Source organism: Frigoribacterium sp. AC394 (assembly GCF_979258095.1).
Window position 1 is genome coordinate 241,029 of the sequence record NZ_OZ409834.1, and the last position, 18,861, is coordinate 259,889.

Annotated in this window: 16 protein-coding genes, 1 tRNA gene and 1 pseudogene; 10 read left to right on the forward strand and 8 right to left on the reverse strand. The window is 71.0% G+C overall.

Translation table 11 applies throughout. The annotated features are described in order from the left end of the window. Positions 1-3: 3 nt before the first annotated feature. The 5 genes from ACZZY9_RS01055 to ACZZY9_RS01075 are packed head-to-tail and all read right to left on the reverse strand — an operon-like array spanning position 4 to position 5,666. Positions 4-726, reverse strand: coding sequence for a response regulator (locus ACZZY9_RS01055; protein WP_463462662.1), 723 nt, complete (start codon positions 724-726; stop codon positions 4-6). Continuing rightward, positions 723-2,069, reverse strand: a complete 1,347-nt coding sequence (locus ACZZY9_RS01060) for a sensor histidine kinase (RefSeq protein ID WP_463462663.1) — start codon at positions 2,067-2,069, stop codon at positions 723-725. The genes ACZZY9_RS01055 and ACZZY9_RS01060 overlap by 4 nt, the downstream gene beginning before the upstream one ends. Before the next feature lie 43 nt (positions 2,070-2,112). Beyond that, positions 2,113-3,453, reverse strand: a complete 1,341-nt coding sequence (gene mshC, locus ACZZY9_RS01065; RefSeq protein ID WP_463462664.1) for a cysteine--1-D-myo-inosityl 2-amino-2-deoxy-alpha-D-glucopyranoside ligase — start codon at positions 3,451-3,453, stop codon at positions 2,113-2,115. Further along, positions 3,450-4,292: an undecaprenyl-diphosphate phosphatase gene (locus tag ACZZY9_RS01070; protein WP_192060397.1), complete on the reverse strand. Its 843-nt coding sequence runs from the start codon at positions 4,290-4,292 to the stop codon at positions 3,450-3,452. Before ACZZY9_RS01070 ends, mshC begins: the two co-directional genes overlap by 4 nt. Positions 4,293-4,316: 24 nt before the next feature. Then, entirely contained in the window at positions 4,317-5,666 is a 1,350-nt protein-coding gene (locus ACZZY9_RS01075) for a M20/M25/M40 family metallo-hydrolase (RefSeq protein WP_463462665.1), read from the reverse strand. Positions 5,667-5,799: 133 nt separating this feature from the next. Here ACZZY9_RS01075 and ACZZY9_RS01080 point away from each other — a divergent pair. The 4 genes from ACZZY9_RS01080 (at position 5,800) to ACZZY9_RS01095 (ending at position 8,795) form a co-directional block, all read left to right on the forward strand. Then, positions 5,800-5,884 (forward strand) — tRNA-Leu (locus ACZZY9_RS01080). A 152-nt stretch (positions 5,885-6,036) separates the two neighbouring features. After that, positions 6,037-7,014, forward strand: a complete 978-nt coding sequence (locus ACZZY9_RS01085) for an aldo/keto reductase (RefSeq protein WP_192060395.1) — start codon at positions 6,037-6,039, stop codon at positions 7,012-7,014. A 79-nt stretch (positions 7,015-7,093) separates the two neighbouring features. Further along, a complete protein-coding gene (locus tag ACZZY9_RS01090; RefSeq protein ID WP_463462666.1) occupies positions 7,094-7,315 on the forward strand; it encodes a hypothetical protein in 222 nt (73 codons plus the stop codon). Between the two features lie 130 nt (positions 7,316-7,445). Beyond that, positions 7,446-8,795, forward strand: a complete 1,350-nt coding sequence (locus ACZZY9_RS01095; RefSeq protein WP_192060393.1) for an NAD(P)/FAD-dependent oxidoreductase — start codon at positions 7,446-7,448, stop codon at positions 8,793-8,795. Positions 8,796-8,810: 15 nt separating this feature from the next. On the opposite strand, the gene ACZZY9_RS01100 is transcribed toward ACZZY9_RS01095, so the two are convergent. Continuing rightward, positions 8,811-10,058, reverse strand: coding sequence for an MFS transporter (locus ACZZY9_RS01100; protein ID WP_463462667.1), 1,248 nt, complete (start codon positions 10,056-10,058; stop codon positions 8,811-8,813). 138 nt (positions 10,059-10,196) lie between these two features. Beyond that, positions 10,197-11,759 (reverse strand): NCS1 family nucleobase:cation symporter-1, encoded by a 1,563-nt coding sequence (locus ACZZY9_RS01105; protein WP_463462668.1) that lies wholly within the window; start codon positions 11,757-11,759, stop codon positions 10,197-10,199. 145 nt (positions 11,760-11,904) lie between these two features. On the opposite strand from ACZZY9_RS01105, the gene ACZZY9_RS01110 reads away from it, so the two are divergent. The 6 genes and pseudogenes from ACZZY9_RS01110 (at position 11,905) to ACZZY9_RS01135 (ending at position 18,546) form a co-directional block, all read left to right on the forward strand. Beyond that, a complete protein-coding gene (locus ACZZY9_RS01110) occupies positions 11,905-12,537 on the forward strand; it encodes a helix-turn-helix domain-containing protein (protein WP_463462669.1) in 633 nt (210 codons plus the stop codon). Positions 12,538-12,640: 103 nt separating this feature from the next. Continuing rightward, on the forward strand, positions 12,641-14,029 hold the full coding sequence (locus ACZZY9_RS01115; RefSeq protein ID WP_463462670.1) for an LLM class flavin-dependent oxidoreductase: 1,389 nt from the start codon (positions 12,641-12,643) through the stop codon (positions 14,027-14,029). Positions 14,030-14,152: 123 nt separating this feature from the next. Further along, the gene (locus ACZZY9_RS01120; RefSeq protein ID WP_192060595.1) at positions 14,153-14,800 is read left to right on the forward strand and encodes an ABC transporter permease; all 648 of its coding nucleotides are present in this window, start codon (positions 14,153-14,155) and stop codon (positions 14,798-14,800) included. Then, a pseudogene (locus ACZZY9_RS01125) lies at positions 14,787-16,096 on the forward strand (ATP-binding cassette domain-containing protein). Before ACZZY9_RS01120 ends, ACZZY9_RS01125 begins: the two are co-directional and overlap by 14 nt. Beyond that, the gene (locus ACZZY9_RS01130) at positions 16,093-16,869 is read left to right on the forward strand and encodes an ABC transporter permease (RefSeq protein WP_463462671.1); all 777 of its coding nucleotides are present in this window, start codon (positions 16,093-16,095) and stop codon (positions 16,867-16,869) included. The pseudogene ACZZY9_RS01125 and the gene ACZZY9_RS01130 overlap by 4 nt, the downstream one beginning before the upstream one ends. Before the next feature lie 3 nt (positions 16,870-16,872). Next, a complete protein-coding gene (locus tag ACZZY9_RS01135; protein ID WP_463462672.1) occupies positions 16,873-18,546 on the forward strand; it encodes a glycine betaine ABC transporter substrate-binding protein in 1,674 nt (557 codons plus the stop codon). On the opposite strand, the gene ACZZY9_RS01140 is transcribed toward ACZZY9_RS01135, so the two are convergent. Next, positions 18,495-18,749: a hypothetical protein gene (locus tag ACZZY9_RS01140; RefSeq protein ID WP_463462673.1), complete on the reverse strand. Its 255-nt coding sequence runs from the start codon at positions 18,747-18,749 to the stop codon at positions 18,495-18,497. The two genes, ACZZY9_RS01135 and ACZZY9_RS01140, sit on opposite strands and share 52 nt — an antisense overlap. Between the last annotated feature and the right edge of the window lie 112 nt (positions 18,750-18,861).

Consider the following 18,861-nt stretch of genomic DNA (forward strand, 5'->3'; position numbering starts at 1 on the left):
GGTCTAGTGGACCCCCGCCGCGCCTCCGTCCCCCAGCTCGCCGGGGACGACGACGCCGTTCTCGTAGGCGAACACGACCGCGGCGGTGCGATCGCGCAGCGCCAGCTTGGCGAGGACGTTCGAGACGTGCGTCTTCACGGTCGCCTCGCCGACGAACAGCCCGCGAGCGATCTCCGCGTTGGAGGCGCCCCGAGCCATGCCGTCGAGCACCTCGCGTTCGCGGCCCGTGAGGAGCGTCAGCCGTGCGTTCGGCACGACGGGGTTCTCCGCCGTGTCGACGAGCGCCCGGGTGACCACGGCACGGGTCAGCTCCGGGCAGACGAGCGCGTCACCGCGATCGACGACCCCGATCGCCTCGATGAGCTCCTCCGGGCCGGCGGTCTTGAGCAGGAAGCCGCTCGCCCCGGCCTGGAGCGACCGGAACAGGTAGTCGCCCCGGGCGAAGGTCGTGAGGATCAGCACCGACGGACGGTGCTCGCCCGACGACCCGAGGATCCGCCGGGTCGCCTCGACGCCGTCGATGCCGGGCATCTCGATGTCCATCACGACGACGTCCGGCTCGAGGCTCGCCGCCAGGTCGACGGCCTCGACGCCGTCGCGCGCCTCCCCCACGACCGTCACGCCCCGGGCGGTCTCGAGGATGATCCGGAACCCCGCGCGCACGAGGTCCTGGTCGTCGGCCAGGAGCACCCGCACCGACCGGTCGTTCGTCTTCTCCATGCTCATTCCCCCTCGACGAGGGTAGCCCCCTTCGGAGGGTGGGCCACGACGGGGAGGTCGACGCGGACGCGGTAGCCGCCTCCCTCGCGGGGACCGACGGTCAGGCGACCGCCGTGCAGATCCACCCGTTCGCGCATCCCCCGGTGCCCGAGACCCGAACCGGAGGGGGCCGCTGCCGGACCGTGGGCACCGGTCGCGCCTTCGCCCGCGCCGTCGGCGCGTGCAGCGTGCCCGCTCGAGCCGAGTCCGTCGTCGTCGACCTCGAGGCCGACCGACCCCTCGCCGTGGACGACCCGGATGACGGCGCACCTGGCCGCACCGTGCTTCAGGGTGTTGGTCAGCGCCTCCTGGGCGATCCGGTACAGCGTGGAGCCGACGCCGTCGGGGACGTCGCGGGTGTCGCCGTCGATCTCGAGTCGGACGTCGAGTCCGAGCGCGCGGGTGTCGGCCACGAGGTCGGGGAGGGCTGCCAGACCGGCCACTGGCTCGTGGGGCAGCCCGTCGCGGGAGCGCATGACGGTCAGGAGGCGGTCGAGCTCGTCGATGGTCGTCCGTGCGGTGTCCTCGACGGCGGCGAGTGCGCCACGGGCGATCTCGGGGCGGTCGAGCGTGCGTCGCGCGGCACCGGCCTGGATGCCGATGACGGCGACGTGGTGGGCCACCACGTCGTGCAGCTCGCGGGCGATTCGGGCCCGCTCGTCGCCGATCGCCTGCTCGGCGATCCGGTCGTTGGCCGCACGGAGGGCCGCGTCGGACCTCTCGAGCGCACGCCGACGCGACCTCGACTCGCGCGAGACGCGACCGAAGTGGATCGCGGCGATGAAGAACAGGGCGTTGAGGACGACCGAGTAGAGACTGGATGCCAGGACGACATCGGCGGAGTCGGAGTCGTCGCCGACCTGCGCGGCGATGTCGATGGCGAGCCAGGAGAACATGGCGGCGACGACCACCAGGCTCCAGACCAGGGCACGGCGCCGAGAGGGCGACCAGACGTTCGCGGAGAACACGACGAGGAACTCGGCGATGGAGGGCAGGAGGTCGTCGGGATGCCCTCTCACCCCGAGCACGATGAACGCCGTCGAGACGATGATCATGACCGACACCGGGAACCTCCGGCGGAACGCGATCGGCAGGCTCACCGCCACCGCGCCCGCCAGGGTCTCGAGGGTCGAGGGCATGGCGTGCCCGTCGGAGCTCAGGATCACCGACGCCAGCGCCGAGGTGACGAGCGCCACCACGAGGAACCCGACGGCCAGCGCGGAGTCGACGACCTGCTCGCGCCGCACCGAGCCCCGGGACGGGCTGTCGGCACCGGCGGGCGCGGCGGGACGGGAGCTGCGGGGCGACATGACCACGCCAGTCTGCCAGAGCGGCGACTCAGGTGAGGATGGGTCAGGCAGTGGCGTCGTCGGCACGCGACGGCAGGTCGACGGCGAGCAGATCGACGCCGAGCAGGGCGGTGACGGCATCGAGGTCGACGGACGTCGCGTCGGCGCCCGAGGCGATCCAGCGGTCCACGGCCTCGATCGCGGCCGGCGTGTCGAGGTCGTCGGCGAGGGCGGCGCGGAGCCTCGTCAGCAGACCGGTGGGGACGGACTCGACCGGGGTCGAACCGAGGGGCGTCGACGTCGCGTGGCCGGCAGCGGCGTCGGGCCGCGTCGGCGCGGTATCGGCCCACGTCGCCCAGACGCGCAGACGGGCCTCGGCGTCGACGAGGTCGCTGTCGAACCACTCCCAGTCGGACCGGTAGTGGTGCGCGGACACGGCGAGACGCACGGCCCGGGCGTCGGCCCCGCCGGCGACGAGCTCGCTCACCTTCACCAGGTTGCCGAGCGACTTGCTCATCTTCTCGCCCTGGTACGCCACCATGCCCGTGTGGGCGAAGACGTCGGCGTAGGGACCCTCGGTGAGCGCCTGGCCGTGCGCCGCGCTCATCTCGTGATGCGGGAACACCAGGTCGCTGCCACCGCCGTTGACCGTGATCGGCGAGGCCAGGGTCTGCTCGGCGATCACCGTGCACTCGATGTGCCAGCCCGGTCTCCCCTCGCCGACCGGGGAGTCCCACGAGGGCTCGCCCTCCCGGGCGCCCCGCCACAGGAGAGGATCGAGCGGGTCGCGCTTGCCGGGGCGGGCGGGGTCGCCGCCGCGTTCGGCGGAGAAGCGCGCCATGGTCTCGGGGTCGAGTCGGCTCTCGAGCCCGAGGTGCCACGACGTGTCGCGCTCGGCGGCCCGGATGTCGAAGTAGACGTCGTCGACCGCGGAGCCCTCGGTGGGCACACGGTACGCGAATCCGGAGTCGAGGAGGCGCGTCACGGCTCGGGCGACGTCCGTCACGACGTCCGTCACGGCGACGTAGTGCGTCGGCGGCACGACGGCCAGGTGCTCCATGTCGGAGCGGAAGAGGTCGGTCTGGGAGGCCGCCAGCTCACGCCAGTCGACGCCCGTCGCGGTCGCCCGCTCGAGGAGCGGATCGTCGACGTCGGTCGTGTTCTGGGCGTACGTGACGTCGACGCCCGCGTCCGTCCAGACGCGGACGAGCGTGTCGAACGCGAGGTAGGTCGACGCGTGCCCGAGGTGGGTGGCGTCGTAGGGGGTGATGCCGCAGACGTACAACGACGCGGCGCCGTCGACGATCGCGGGCGCCCGGCGCGTCCCGGAGGCGGTGTCGTGCAGCGTCGGGAGACGCCCGGCGCCCGGGAGCGCGGGGACTCGGGGGCGGGCCCACGACCTCACGCGGTCACCACGCCCGTCGAGAGCAGGACGATGAGCACGACGCCGAGGACGAGCCGGTAGGCGACGAAGGGCATGAAGCTGCGGCGGGAGATGTAGTTCATGAAGAACGCGATGACGAGGAACCCGACGACGAACGCGACGACGGTGGCGGCCAGCGTGAGCCCCAACGAGTAGGGGCCGGGGTCGCTGAAGCTCTGGACGAGCTCGTAGAGACCGCTGCCGAAGACGGCGGGCACGGCGAGCAGGAACGAGAACCGCGCGGCCGCGGGCCGCGTGTAGCCGAGGGCGAGAGCCGTCGTCGTGGTCGCACCCGAGCGCGAGACGCCGGGGATCAGCGCCAGGACCTGCGCGACGCCGACGGCGATGCCGTGACCGTACGACATGTCTTCGAAGCGCGCCGCCTTCTTGCCGAGGTGGTCGGCGAGACCCAGGAGGATGCCGAAGACGATGAGGACGACGGCGACGATCCAGAGCGACCGGAAGACCGAGCGGATGTACTCCTGCGCGACGTATCCGACGACCACGATGGGGATGGTGCCGATGATGACGAGCCAGCCCATCCGCACGTCGGGGTCCGTGCGCGGGATCCGGCCCGTGACGCCCTGGAACCAGCGGACCACGATGCGCTTGATGTCGCGCCAGAAGTAGATGACGACCGCCAGCTCCGTGCCCAGCTGCGTGATGGCCGTGAACGTCGCCCCCGGGTCGAACTCGACCGTGCTGTTCGGATCGGAGAACAGGAGGCCGACGATCCGGAGGTGCGCGCTCGACGAGATGGGCAGGAACTCCGTCAGGCCTTGGACGAGGCCGAGGAGGAGTGCCTGGAGGAGTTGCTCCATGGGGATCCTTCTGGTGCGTGGTGCTCAGTACGTCGCGAGGAGGTCCCGGAGGACGCGACTGCCAAAGGATAGTGCGTCGAGGGGGACGCGCTCGTCGACCCCGTGGAACATCGCGGGGAAGTCCATGCCCTCGTCGAGACGCAGGGGGGCGAAGCCGTAGCCGGCGATGCCGAGGAGGCTCAGCGCCTTGTTGTCCGTGCCGCCCGAGAGCAGGTAGGGCAGCACAGGGGCACCCGGGTCGTGACGGTGCAGGGTGGCCTCGATGGCCTCGACGAGGGGCCCGGAGAACGGCGTCTCGAGCCCGATGTCCGTGTGCATGGTCACGATCTCGATGTCGTCGCCGACGAGGTCGCGCACCTCCTCGAGGACGGCTGCCTCCTGACCGGGCATGCAGCGGATGTCGACCAGCGCCTCCGCGGTGTCCGGGACGACGTTGTGCTTGTAGCCCGCCGTCAGCATCGTGGGGTTCGTGGTCGTGCGGAGCGACCCCCGGATGAATCCCTTGGCCGTACCCGTCCGGAGGACGAGCTCGTCGGGCGAGACCTGCTCGACGTCGACGTCGAGGATCCGCGCCACCTGCCGCAGCAGTGCGGAGGTCGTGTCGGTCAGCGTGATCGGCCATTGTCGACGACCCAGCGCGGCGACCGCCTCGGCGAGCCGGGTGACGGCGTTCGCCTCGATCATCTGGGATCCGTGGCCGGCCGTCCCGCGGGCGATCAGCTTGACCCAGATGAGGGCCTTCTCGCCCGTCTGCAGCAGATACGACCGGCGGCCGTCGATGAACGTCGAGTAGCCGCCCACCTCGCTGATGGCCTCGGCGGCCCCGTCGAAGAGCTCGGGGTGCTCCTTCACGAGGAAGTGCGACCCGAGGACTCCCCCGGCCTCCTCGTCGGCGAGGAATCCGACGACCAGATCGCGCGCCGGTCGTTCGCCCGACCGGAGGATGTCGCCGATGGACGAGAGCATCATCGCGTCCATGTTCTTCATGTCGACGGCACCGCGGCCCCAGAGCATGCCGTCGCGCACCACGCCGGCGAACGGGTCGACCGACCAGTTGGCCGGATCGGCGGGCACCACGTCGAGGTGCCCGTGCACGACGAGGCCCGGCTTGGCCCGGTCCCGACCCTCGATCCTGGCCACGACGCTGACGCGCCCGGGCTCGGACTCGAACAGCTGCGGCTCGACGCCGAGCGCCCGCAGCCGGTCGGCGACGTAGTCGGCCGCCTCGGCCTCGCCGTTCGACCTGCCCCCGCCGTAGTTGGAGGTGTCGAAGCGGATGAGGTCGCGGGCGATCGTCGCCGTCTCGTCCAGTTCGGGCTCGGAGGCGGAACCGGCGGTGTCGCCGTCGAGGGGCTGCGCAGGTGTCGTCGTCATGGCGACCACGCTACCCGGAGGGTTCCTCAGCCCTGTGGCCGGGCCGCGACCGAGCGGCCCACCCGCCCCGTGGTCGAGAGGCCCTCTCGACCCGTGCTAATGTTTCGTGGTCGGCTTCGGCCGGCACCATCCAGTCCGGGTGGCGGAAATGGCAGACGCGCTAGCTTGAGGTGCTAGTGCCCGTATAGGGCGTGGGGGTTCAAGTCCCCCCTCGGACACCGAAGACAAGCCTTGCAGGCGGACTTCACACGGTCTGTGTTGAGACAGACGAAAGACCCGATCACCACTGGTGATCGGGTCTTTCTGGTTTTCCGCGGTAGTCGGTGCCGCTGGCGTAGGGTTCGGGCCAGCACACGACGAGAGGACCCCCATGGAGTACGCACGACTCGGCACCAGCGGCCTGACGGTCTCGGCAGTCACCCTCGGCTGCATGAGCTACGGAGTCCCCGAGCGGGGCTCGCACGCCTGGACGCTCGGAGAGGACGACAGTCGGCCGTTCATCCGCCGTGCCCTCGAGCTCGGCGTGACGACCTTCGACACCGCCGACGTGTACTCCGACGGCACCAGCGAGGAGATCGTCGGCCGGGCCCTCCGCGACTTCGCCACGCGTGACGAGGTGGTCCTGGCGACCAAGGTGCACGGTCGCATGCGCCCCGGGCCCAACGGCGCCGGTCTCAGCCGCGGTCACATCATGAGCGCCGTCGACGACAGCCTGCGTCGTCTGGGCACCGATCACATCGACCTCTATCAGATCCACCGCTTCGACCCCGAGGTGCCGGTGGAGGAGACCATGGAGGCGCTCCACGACCTGGTGCGCGCGGGCAAGGTGCGGTACCTGGGCGCATCGAGCATGTGGGCCTGGCAGTTCGCGTCGATGCAGCACGCCGCCGACCTCGGCGGGTGGACCCGCTTCGTGTCGATGCAGGACCAGTACAGCCTCATCCAGCGGGAGGAGGAGCGCGAGATGCACCCCTACTGCGTGGACCAGGGCGTGGGCGTGCTGCCCTGGTCGCCGCTCGCTCGCGGTCGGCTCACGCGCGACTGGGACGCCGCCACCTCCCGCAGCGAGACCGACGAGTTCGGCCGCACCCTCTACCGTCAGCGCGAGGAGGGCGACCGCCGGGTGGCCGCCGCCGTCGCGGAGGTCGCGGAGGCGCGGGGCGTCTCGCGCGCGCAGGTCGCGCTGGCCTGGGTGCGGCAGCAGGACGCCGTCACCTCCCCCATCGTCGGAGCCACGAAGATGCAGCACCTCGACGACGCGGTCGCGTCCGTCGACCTGTGGCTGACGGACGACGAGCTCGACGCCCTCGAATCCCCCTACGTCACCCGCGAGAACGAGGGCTTCTGACCCGCGGGGCCGTGGTCGGGCCTACTGTGAGCGACACGCGCGGCGACCACGTCGTGCGAACCATCCGACGGAGGCAACCATGGGCAGCGAGTCGAACGAGAACGTCGAGCACACGGAGAAGACGGGCGGTGCGGGCGACACGACCGTGACGCGCACCGAAGAGACCACGTCCGAGCGGAGCGGCTCGTACGTGGACAGCGACATCCCCGCCGACGGGGACGAGGGGCACGAGGCGCACGGCGCGAAGTCCGACGAGGCCGACGGCGAGTTCACCGACTCGGACATCCCCGCCGACCGCTGACCACCACGACGACCCGGCGACCGCTGCGCCTCGCGGGGCGGTCGCCGGGTCGTCGCATCCCCGACGGACTTCGTGCGCGTCGGACCGCCGGGCATCGCGCACGGTACGGTCGACGCGGGAGGAAACATCTATGACAACGCGCATCGTAATTCTCGGCGGCGGTTCCGCCGGGCTCACCACAGCTCTCGAGCTCCAGAAACGCCGACCCCCGCAGAACGCGAGCATCACGCTCGTCGATCAGGCTCCGTACTTCACGTACCAGCCGTTCCTGCCCGAGGTCGCCGGCGGCCACATCGCGCCTCGCGACGTCACCGTGCCGCTCCGCAAGGCGCTCCGCAAGACCAAGGTCGTCGAGGCGGCCGTGTCGGGCCACGACCGCGCGGCGAAGACCGTGTCGGTGACGACCGGCGACGGCGTCACGAGCACCATCGCCTACGACCAGCTCGTCGTGGCACTCGGCGCCGTCACCCGCACGTTCCCCACCCCGGGGCTCGCCGAGAACGGCGTCGGATTCAAGAGCGTCGAGGAGGCCCAGTACGTCCGCGACCGCATCCTCGGCAACATCGCCGAGGCGGCCTCCGTGTCCGACCCGGCCACGCGACGCAAGCTCCTCACCGTCGTCTTCGTCGGCGGCGGCTACACCGGCGTCGAGGCGATGGCCGAGCTCGACGACGCGGCGAAGGCCGCGGTGGACTCGTTCCCCAACCTGTCGCGTGACGAGCTCCGCTTCGTCCTCGTCGAGGCCCTCGACCGCGTCGCGCCCGAGGTGGGCCCCGAGCTGTCCAAGTGGACGCTCGGGCACCTGCGCTCGCGCGGCATCGACATCCGCCTCAAGACGACGATGCCCTCGTGCATCGACGGCGACGTCGTCCTGAGCGACGGCGAGACCATCCCCGCGGGCACCATCGTCTGGACGGCCGGCGTCAAGCCGAACCCCGTGCTCGCCGACCTCGGTCTGCCCCTCGGGCCCCGCGGCCACGTCAACGTGTCGGCCACGCTGCAGGTGCAGACCGACGAGGGCGACGTCCTCGACGGCGTCTGGTCGCTCGGCGACGGCGCCCAGGTCCCGAATCTGCTCAGCGAGCAGCAGCCCGCCTACTACCCGCCGAACGCGCAGAACGCCGTCCGGCAGGCGGTGACCGTGGCCGACAACATCATCGCGCAGCTCTCGGGCCAGCCGATCGCCGAGTACCGTCACGAGTCCGTCGGAACGGTCGCGAGCTTCGGCATCGGCAAGGGCGCGGCGAACATCAAGGACGTCAAGATGAAGAACGTCCCGGCCTGGCTCGCCCACCGGGGCTACCACCTGTACGCGATGCCGACGCTCAATCGCAAGTGGCGCATCCTCACGGGCTGGATCACCAACTTCTTCGGCGGACGCGACCAGACGCCGCTGGTCGGCATGGCCGACCCGCGCGCGGGCTTCCTCAAGGTCACTCCGTCGGTCCCGGCCGACGGCGGAGCCAAGAAGAAGAAGTAACGACCGAGCGATCGATCAGGAGGCGCGTCCCGGGGAACCGGGGCGCGCCTCCTCGGTCTGCGGGGTCGGTGCCGCACCGCGGGGCAGGCGCAGCGAGATGATCGCGCTCACGGCCAGCAGGGCCCCGGCCGACCCGAAAGCGACCGCGTACGACGTCGTGTCGACGAGCAGCCCCGCCACCAGGGGGCCCGCGATGGCGCCCAGGTCCGAGCACATCGAGAAGACGGCCACGGGGCGCCCCCCGCGGCCGCCCGCCGCATCGCCCACGAGAGCCGCCGGGGCCGTGCCCATGAAGGCCGTGGCGACGCCGTAGACCGCGAGCAGCACGCCGAGCATCACGATGTCGGTCGAGAACGCCACCGCCGCGAGGGTGACTGCCGCGACGGCGAACGCCCCGATCATCGCCGGGCGGCGACCGACCGTGTCGACCAGCTTCGCCGCCGGTGCGAGGGCGAGCGTCTGCGCGACGGCGGCCACGGCGAAGACGATGCCCGTCCAGGCGGTCGTGCCCTTGAGCACCTCGACGACGAGGACGGGCACCAGCGCGCTCCGCACACCGAGCGACGACCACCCCTGGCTGAAGCTCGCGACGCAGGCCGCGCGGAACCGGATGTCGCGGAGCACCACGGCGAACGGCACGGGCGGCTCGGTCGAGGTCGTCGACGTGCGCCCTCTCGCAGGGCGCAGCAGGACGACGCCCACGAGACCGGCGATCAGCAGCGTGGCGGCGTAGAAGAAGAACGGGGCCGTCAACGAGATCGTCGCCAGCACGCCGCCGAGGGCCGGCCCGGCCATGCCGCCGACCAGGAACCCGCCCTGGTAGAAGCCGATGGCGCGCGCCCGGTGCGAGGGTGCCGTCGTCGCGAGCAGGAGGGTCATGGCCGCGATGCTGAACATGGCCGATCCGATGCCGCCGAGTCCGCGCAGCAGCAGCAGCTGCGGGTACGTCTCGGCCAGCCCGGCCAGACCGCTCGAGACGGCCACGATGCCGATCCCCGCCGAGAGCACCAGCCTCTCGCCGGCCCGGTCGAGCAGCTTGCCGACGAAGGGGCTCGCCACGAGGCGCATCAGGGCGAACGCCGAGAGGACGGCGCCGACCAGGGTGTTGTCGACCCCGAAGCTCCGGGCGTAGACGGGCAGCACGGGCACGACGACGCCGAAGCCGACCATCACGAAGAAGGCGATGACTCCGAGCACGACGACGTCGCGTCCGAGACGGACACGGGGGGAGGCGGTGGGGGCGCCGGGCGCCGGGGTCGACATCCCCTCAGGGTACGTGCCCGGCCGCGGTCGGACGCCCGCGCCGGCGAGGCCGCGGCTCGCGCGGCGACGCCGATCGACCGGATCATGCCGACTCCGGTGTCCGGATCGACGACGCGGACGTGCAGGGTGCGGGGCCTGTCAGGCGGTGGTGATGATCGTGCCGTCGTCGACGGTCTCGTCGTGGGCGTCGAGCGGCGGCATCTGCGGCCGGCGCCGTTCGAGGATCCGGAAGGAGACGAGACCGAGCCCGCAGCCGACGAACCAGCTGTAGTCGCTGATCCAGGTCGCCGAGGGGCCGCCGAGGTCGACGACCAGGGCCGGGACGACGGCGATCGCGACGGATGCGAGACCCGACCCGACGAGCGCGCGGACGGCGTTCGGGTTGACTCCCCCGCGGTACCAGTACCGCCCCGCCGGGCCCATCGTGTACAGGTCGTCGACCGCGATGCGCTGCCTCCCGACCAGGTAGTAGCCCGCGATGAGGATGCCGAAGAGCGGGCCGATCAGAGCACCGAGCACCCCGAGCGAGTACTGGATCGCCTGCGCGTCGCCGTACCAGTTCCAGGGGGTGAGGGCGACGCTGCCGACGGCCGCGATCATGCCGCCGGCCCGCCAGCTGATCCGACGCGGGCTGACGTTCGTGAAGTCGAAGGCCGGCGAGATGAAGTTCGCGACGATGTTGATGCCGACGGTGGCCGTGATGAACGTCAGGCCGCCGAGCAGGATCGCGAAGGGCGTCCCGATGGCGTCGACGGTCTCGATGGGGTCGGTGATCAGACGGCCGAACACCGGGACGGTCGCGGAGGCGCAGATCACCGTGAGCAGCGAGAAGAAGAGGAAGTTGACGGGCAGGCCGAGGAGGTTGCCCCTCTTGACCGCTCGGAAGCTGCGACCGTACCGGGCGAAGTCGCCGAAGTTCAGCATCGGTCCGGAGAAGTAGCTGACCACGATCGCCACGGCCGAGAGCATGAGCGGGATCGAGGCTCCGAACTCGAGAGGCGGCCCGGCGGAGAGGTTCAGGCTGATGGCACCCCAGCCGGCCTGCGAGACGAGGTAGACGGCCAGGGCGATCATGACGACGTAGACCGCGGGGCCCGCGAAGTCGATGAATCGGCGGATGGACTCCATCCCCCGCCAGAACAGCGCGGCCTGAGCCACCCAGAGGATGCCGTAGCTGATCCAGCCGAGGGCGTCGAGACCCAGGAACGACGGACCGAGCAGAGCGGCGCTCGCGGGGAGGAACTTGAGGAACACGATGGTCAGGGCCTGCGACGCCAGATAGGTCTGCACGCCGTACCAGGCCGTCGCGATGAGACCGCGGATGATCGCCGGGATGTTCGCCCCGCGGACTCCGAAGACCGCGCGGTTGACGACCGGGTAGGGCACGCCGGTCCGCTGGCTGGGCTTGGCGACGAGGTTCGTGAAGACGTTGACGATGAGGATGCCGGCCACGAGGGCGACGAGCACCTGCCAGCTGGCGATGCCGAGGGCGAACAGGCTGCCCGCCGTCACGTAGCCCCCGACGGAGTGCACATCGGACATCCAGAACGCGAAGATGTTGTAGCCGCCCCAGGTCTGTCGGGCGAGCGGTGCCAGGTCGTCGTTCGTCAGATCGGGGTGGTAGCCCGCCTTCGCGGCGGTGGCCGCCCCAGACGGGTGCTCTGCTGCCGTCTCGACGGGGGGTGCGGTGTTCGATGCCACGATTGCCTCCTGAGGGACGAGGTAGCGTGAGAGGGAGGTGATCCTCGTCGTGCTGTGAATCTATGGCTTCACATGGCGTCGTTGGTTTCCCGTTTGTAACGAGCGTGTGACAGCAGTCGCTTCACACCCGACCGATCGGCGACCCGTGACCGTTCCGCGCCTGCCCGGCCCCTCCGACGAGCCCGTCGAGCTCGACGCGGCCGTGCTCGGGTCGCGCCTCCGAGAGCTCCGTCTCGCCCGTGGCATGTCGCTGCGATCGCTCGCCGCCAGGCTCGAGATCTCGCCGAGCGCCGTGTCGCAGCTCGAACGCGGTGCCCGGCGGCCGTCGGTGAGCCGGCTGCTCACCATCGTGCAGGTGCTGGGCGTCCCGCTGGCCGACGTGTTCGAGGCCGAGACGGCGGGGGCGGTCGACGAGACCGACGCCGCGCCTCCTCGGGGCCCGGTCGTCGCCCGGGCCGACGAGACCCGGCCGGTCGTGCTCGGCGACGGGGTCGTCTTCCGACGGTTGTCGCCAGGTCACCTCCGCGGAGTCGACTTCTTCGAGTCGACCTACCCGCCCGGGGCCTCGGCGACCGGGGTCAACGACCTCGTCACGCACGAGGGGTACGAGGTGGGCACCGTCGTCTCGGGCGAGCTCACGATCGACTTCCCCGACGAGCGCGTCGTCGTCGGGGCGGGCGACTCCGTGACGTTCCCATGCGATCTGCCGCACCGGCTCGGCAACCTCGGCGCGGTCGACGCCGTGGCCACCTGGCTCATCGTCCACCCGGGGGCCTGAGCCGCCCTGGGGCCTGCGGCCACGGACGACCGGTGCCGAGAACTGTGTGACGCCGTGTGTCGCCGCCCGTGAAACGTCGTGCGAGTCCACGAACAATGGACGCATGACTCGACGAATCCGGTTCAACGCCTTCGACATGAACTGCGTGGGGCACCAGTCCCCCGGGCTGTGGCGCCACCCCGACGACCGTTCGGCGGACTACACGAAGCTGAGCTACTGGACCTCCCTCGCGCGCCTCCTCGAGAAGGGCGTCTTCGACGGGCTCTTCATCGCGGATGTGCTCGGCACCTACGACGTCTACGGCGGGAACCACGACGCCGCGCTGCGGAACGGCACCCAGACCCCCGTCGGCGACCCCATCCTGCTCGTCTCGGCCATGGCGGCCGCGACCGAGCACCTCGGCTTCGGCATCACCGCCGGCACGGCCTACGAGCACCCCGTGCCCTTCGCCCGCCGCATGTCGACCCTCGACCACCTGACGGAGGGGCGCGTCGGCTGGAACGTCGTCACCGGCTACCTGCCGAGCGCCGCCCGCAACATGGGAGCCGACGATCAGCTCGACCACGACACGCGCTACGACCAGGCCGACGAGTACCTCGAGGTGCTCTACAAGCTCTGGGAGGGGTCGTGGGAGGACGACGCCGTCATCCGCGACCGCGAGAGCGGCGTCTTCACCGACCCGTCGAAGGTGCACTCCATCGATCACGACGGCACGTACTACAAGGTGCCCGGCATCCACATCGCCGAGCCCAGCCCGCAGCGGACGCCGGTCATCTACCAGGCCGGCGCGTCCCCCCGCGGCATCCGCTTCGCTGCCGGGAACGCCGAGTCGATCTTCGTCGCGGCGCCCACGAAGGAGCGCCTCGCGGCGACCGTCGCGAAGCTGCGCGACGCCCTGGAGGAGGCCGGGCGCGATCGGTACTCGGCACGCATCTACACGCTGCTGACGATCATCACGGATGCGACGCCTGAGGCGGCTGCGGCGAAGCACGAGGAGTACCAGCGGTACGCGTCGCACGAGGGCGCCCTCACGCTCATGTCGGGCTGGATGGGGGTAGACCTCTCGACCTACTCGCTCGACGACCCGGTCGGCGACGTCGAGAGCAATGCGATCCAATCGGCGCTGGCCAACTTCCAGGCGCAGGCGGGCGACACGGGCAAGGAGTGGACCATCCGCGACATCGCCGAGGCGGCGGGCATCGGCGGCCTCGGCCCGCGCATCGTGGGCTCGGGCGAGGAGATCGCCGACCAGCTCCAGGAGTGGGTGGACGAGACGGACGTCGACGGCTTCAACCTCGCCTACGCCATCACGCCCGGCACGTTCGAGGACATCGTCGAGCACGTGATCCCGGTGCTCCAGGCCCGCGGCGTCTACCCGACCGGGTACGAGCCGGGCACCCTCCGTCAGAAGCTCTTCGGACGCGGCGACCGGCTGCCCGCCGAGCACCACGGGGCCCGATTCACGGTGGGAGGCGCGGCGACGGCCTCGTAGTCGAGCCCGGGCCGCGATGACACGACTCTCGCATCCTGGTTAGGGTGGAACACCCTCGCGTCCTCGTCGGTCGGGAGGCGACGGGCCACGAGGGCCCGTCGAGACGAGGGGCGGGCGACGATGATGTTCGATTACGTGGCCGCGAGGTGGGACCAGATCTGGTTCGCCTCGTGGCAGCATTTCTCCCTCGTGGTGCAGTGCGTCGTCCTGGCCGTCGTGCTGGCCGTCGTCATCGCGGTGCTGGTGCACCGCAGCGCCTGGCTGAGCGCCGTGGCCAACGGCGTGTCCGCCGTGGGGCTCACCCTCCCGTCGTTCGCGCTCGTCGGCCTCCTGATCCCCTTCCTCGGATTCGGTGTGCCGCCGGCCGTCGCCATCGTCACCTTCTTCGCGACCCTGCCCATCCTGCGCAACGCCGTGGTCGGGCTGAACGAGGTCGACGCGTCGCTGCTCGAGTCGGCGCGCGGTGCGGGCATGGGCTCGATGCGCACGCTGCTGACCGTGCAGCTCCCCCTGGCCTGGCCGATCATCCTCACCGGCGTCCGCGTCAGCGCGCAGATGGTGATGGGCATCGCCGCCGTGGCGGCGTACAGCCTCGGGCCGGGTCTCGGCGGCTTCATCTTCTCGGGTCTGTCCCGAACCGGCGGAGCGAACGCGCTCGCCTCCGTCGTCACCGGGGTCGTGGGCGTCGTCGTCCTCGCCGCCGTGCTCGATCTCCTGCTCGTCGGCCTCGGCCGCCTGACCATCTCGCGAGGTATCCGTGTCCAGAACTGACTCCCCCGCCGCCCCGTCCACCGGAGACGTCTCCGGCAAGGCGATCCGACTCGAGCAGGTGACCAAGCGGTACCCGGGTCAGGCGTCCCCGGCCGTCGACGGCATCACCCTCGAGATCCCGGCGGGCAAGATCGTCATGCTGGTCGGCCCGTCCGGCTGCGGCAAGACCACGACGCTGAAGATGATCAACCGCCTGATCGAGCCCACCGAGGGACGCATCGTGCTCGGCGACGACGACGTCACCGACATCGACGGCGACGACCTCCGACGACGCATCGGCTACGTGATCCAGGCCGGCGGGCTCTTCCCGCACATGACGGTGGCGACGAACATCGGGATCGTGCCCAAGATGCTCGGCTGGTCGAAGGAGCGCATCGCGGCACGCGTCGACGAGCTGCTCGAACTGGTCTCGCTCGATCCGGCGACGTATCGCGACCGGTTCCCCCGCGAGCTCTCCGGGGGCAGCAGCAGCGCGTCGGCGTGGCGCGCGCCCTGGCCGCCGACCCGCCCGTGCTCCTCATGGACGAGCCCTTCGGCGCGGTCGACCCGATCACCCGCCAGCGCCTCCAGGACGAGCTGATCAACATCCAGCACGAGCTGCAGAAGACGATCGTCATCGTCACCCATGACTTCGACGAGGCCGTGAAGCTCGGCGACTGGATCGTGGTCTTCTCGGAGGGCGCGCACATCGTCCAGTACGACACCCCCGAGCGCATCCTCGCCGAGCCGGCGAACGAGTTCGTCGAGAACTTCATCGGCTCCGGTGCGGGGCTGAAGCAGCTGACCCTCAGCCGCGTCGGCGACGTGGACCTCGAGGAGGCGGTGGTCGCCTCCCCCGGCGAGTCCGGAGCCGAGGTGCTCGCCCGCGCGAAGGCCGCCGGTCACAATCACGCCGTCGTCGTCGACGAGCGCAACCGGCCCATCGCCTGGCCCTCGACGAGGCAGCTCTCGCGCCTCACCACGGTGCCGTCGACCGTCGAGGTCGACCTGCCCGTCATCGGCAGCGGTGCCACTCTGAACGACGCCCTCGACACCATGCTCGTCTCGAGCGCCGGCGCGGCCCTCGTCACCGGGCGCCGGGACTCCTTCATCGGCGTCATCACGGTCGAGGTCGTGATGGAGGCCATCACGAGGGCGCGGAAGGCCGCCGCCGTCGCAGCCGACTACACGCCCGTGGGCACCAACACCGGCCCCCTCGACGCCCTGCCAGGGTCGACGGCGGGCTCTCTCCCCACAGCGGACTCGGACGCGGCGCCGGGCGGCGACGTGCGTCCTGCCGACGGCGGCCGACCGTGAGCGCGGCCGCCGCCGCACCCGTCGCCGGCGCCGGCGCGCGCGGGCGATCACGCCGGGCCTGGCTGGCTCTCCTGCCCCAGCCGATCGCGGTCCTCCTCGGATTCGTCGCGTTCGCGGTCTGGCTGTCGGTCGCCGACCTCACCGCCGGCGAACGCACGACTCTGAACACCGACACCCTCCTGTCGCTGATGCGCGAGCATCTCGCGCTGACGTTCGTCTCGGCGCTCATCGTGCTCGTCATCGCCATCCCGCTCGGCATCCTCCTCACTCGGAAGCCGTTCGTGAAGGTCAGCGGCGGCATCCTCGCGGTCGCCAACTTCGGGCAGGCCGCCCCCGCCATCGGCCTCATCGTCCTCCTGGCGTTCTGGCTCGGCTTCGAGTTCCGAGCGGCGGTGGTGGCCCTCGTGCTCTACGCGGTCCTCCCGGTGCTGCGCAACACGATGATCGGTCTGCAGAGCGTGGACGCCCGCCTCGTCGAGGCGGGTCGGGGCATGGGCATGAGCGCGTTCTCCGTCCTGATGAAGGTGGAGCTGCCACTGGCCGTGCCGGTGATGCTGTCGGGCATCCGGACGGCTCTCGTGCTGCTCGTCGGCTCGGCCGCGTTGGCGACGTTCATCGGAGCGGGCGGGCTCGGGCTGCTGATCACCACGGGCGTCAACCTCTTCCTCCCCCGCGTGCTCGTCTCAGGTGCGATCCTCATCGCACTGCTCGCACTGCTCATCGACTGGCTGGGGCGACTCGTCGAGCACATCGCCCGTCCGAAGGGACTCTGACCCATGGCATCGACACCCACCGGGCGCCCGGCCCTCGCGACACCTCGCCGCCTGCGACGCCTCGGGGCCGTTCGCGGTACGGCCGCAGGCCTCGTCGCGGTCGCGACCGTGGCCGGACTGACCGGATGCGGTCTGCAGCCGGCGACGGCCTTCGTCCCCGCCGTGGCACCCGGCTCGATCGAGGCGATCGAGGATCTGCCCGACGACGCCGCGCTGACCGTCACGGCGAAGAACTTCACCGAGCAGCTCGTGCCGGGGAAGATCGCCGTCCTCGCGGCGCAGGCGGCGGGCTTCGAGGTCACCGACCTCACGAACGTGCCCGGCAGCGTCGCCGTGCGGCAGCTCATGCTCGACGGCGACGCCGACATGACGTACGAGTACACCGGCACCGCGTGGCTCACGTACCTCGGCGAGGCGGAGGGGATCCCCGACCAGGAGGAGCAGTACGAGGCCGTGCGCGACGCCGACGTCGCCAACGGCCTGACCTGGCTCGAGCCGGCGCCGCTGAACAACACGTACGCCATGGCGGTCCGGTCGGAGGCGGTGGCCGAGCTGGGCGACGTCGCCACGCTCTCGGACATCGCGGCCCTCCCTGTGGAGCAGCGGACGTTCTGCGTCGAGGCGGAGTTCAACTCGCGTGCCGACGGGTTCAAGCCCATGCTCGAGCGCTACGGACTCGAGCTGGGCGCCCCCGACGGCGTGCCGACCGACAACGTCAGCATCCTCGACACCGGGACGGTCTACGAGGCGACCGACCGGGGCAACTGCAACTTCGGCGAGATCTTCACGACCGATGGTCGCATCGACGCCCTGGACCTCACCGTGCTGGAGGACGACGAGGGGTTCTTCCCCGCGTACAACGCGGCGCCGGTGCTGTCGACCGCGACGCTGGAGACGTATCCCGGGCTCGCGGACGTCTTCGACCAGATCTCCCCCGAGCTGACCGACGAGGAGCTGCCGCCAGCTCAATCTGCGGGTCGACGTCGAAGGCGAGGAGCCTGCCGACGTCGCCTTCGACTGGATGGTCGACAAGGGCTTCGTCACCCGCCCCTGACGCTCCCTCCCCACCTCGGGCGGGTGACTCCCCCACGTGTCCGGGCTGTGGACGGCGTCGTGACGACGTCCGCGTCTCGGCACTCTGGTGCCATGACCTGTCGAACACCCCCGGATCCTCACCGCCCCGTGCCGGACGAGGCGGCCCTCGCCGCCCGGGCGTCCGAACTGCTGCCGGTGGCCATCCGGCGTCAGCTGTGGACGCTCTTCTTCGATGCCGACGACGTGCAGCTGCCCATGATGGTCCCTTTCGAGGGGATCTCGGCGTGGCCGTCACCTCGCGCCGTCGACGACTGGGGCGTCGCCCTCGAGGCCGTCGTGGCCGAGTTCGACGTGGCCTGGCTCGCCTTCGTGGTCGAACGACCGGGGACGTCGACGGCGAGCGAGTCGGATCTCGCGTGGCGCGACGCCCTGCTCGCCCTGGGGGCGACGGGCGGCCTCGTCGTACGGTCCGTGCTGGGCTGTTCGGACGACGGCGTGACATCGTGGTCCGCCGAGTGCGCACGGACGTCCGACCAGAGTGACGAACGGGCTCGGGTGATCAGCAGGGCCGTGGCCCGACAGGCCCGTGGTCAGTCCTCGCCGAGGCGCCTGACCCTCGCGGAGGTGCTCCCCCTGCGCTGACCCCGCTCCCGGTCCAGATGGCGCCACCACGCGGTCTCCGCCTGCTCGGCCGAGGTGAAGACACCCAGCGGCCGTTGCTCGGTCTCCACGAGCGACCACAGCGTCAGGCGGTACCCGCCGCCGAACCGCTCGATCAGGGCCTGAGGTGCAGCGTCGGCGTCGCGGCGGACGAACCACCGATCGTGACCGATCTCATCGAGCATCCCCCGATCGTACGCGGCGGGAGCGTCAGCGTCAGCGTCAGCGTCAGCGTCAGCGGTGGCAGCGTTCGCGCTGGCGGCGGTCGCACCCGCCGGGCAGCTCGCCCTCGGACGG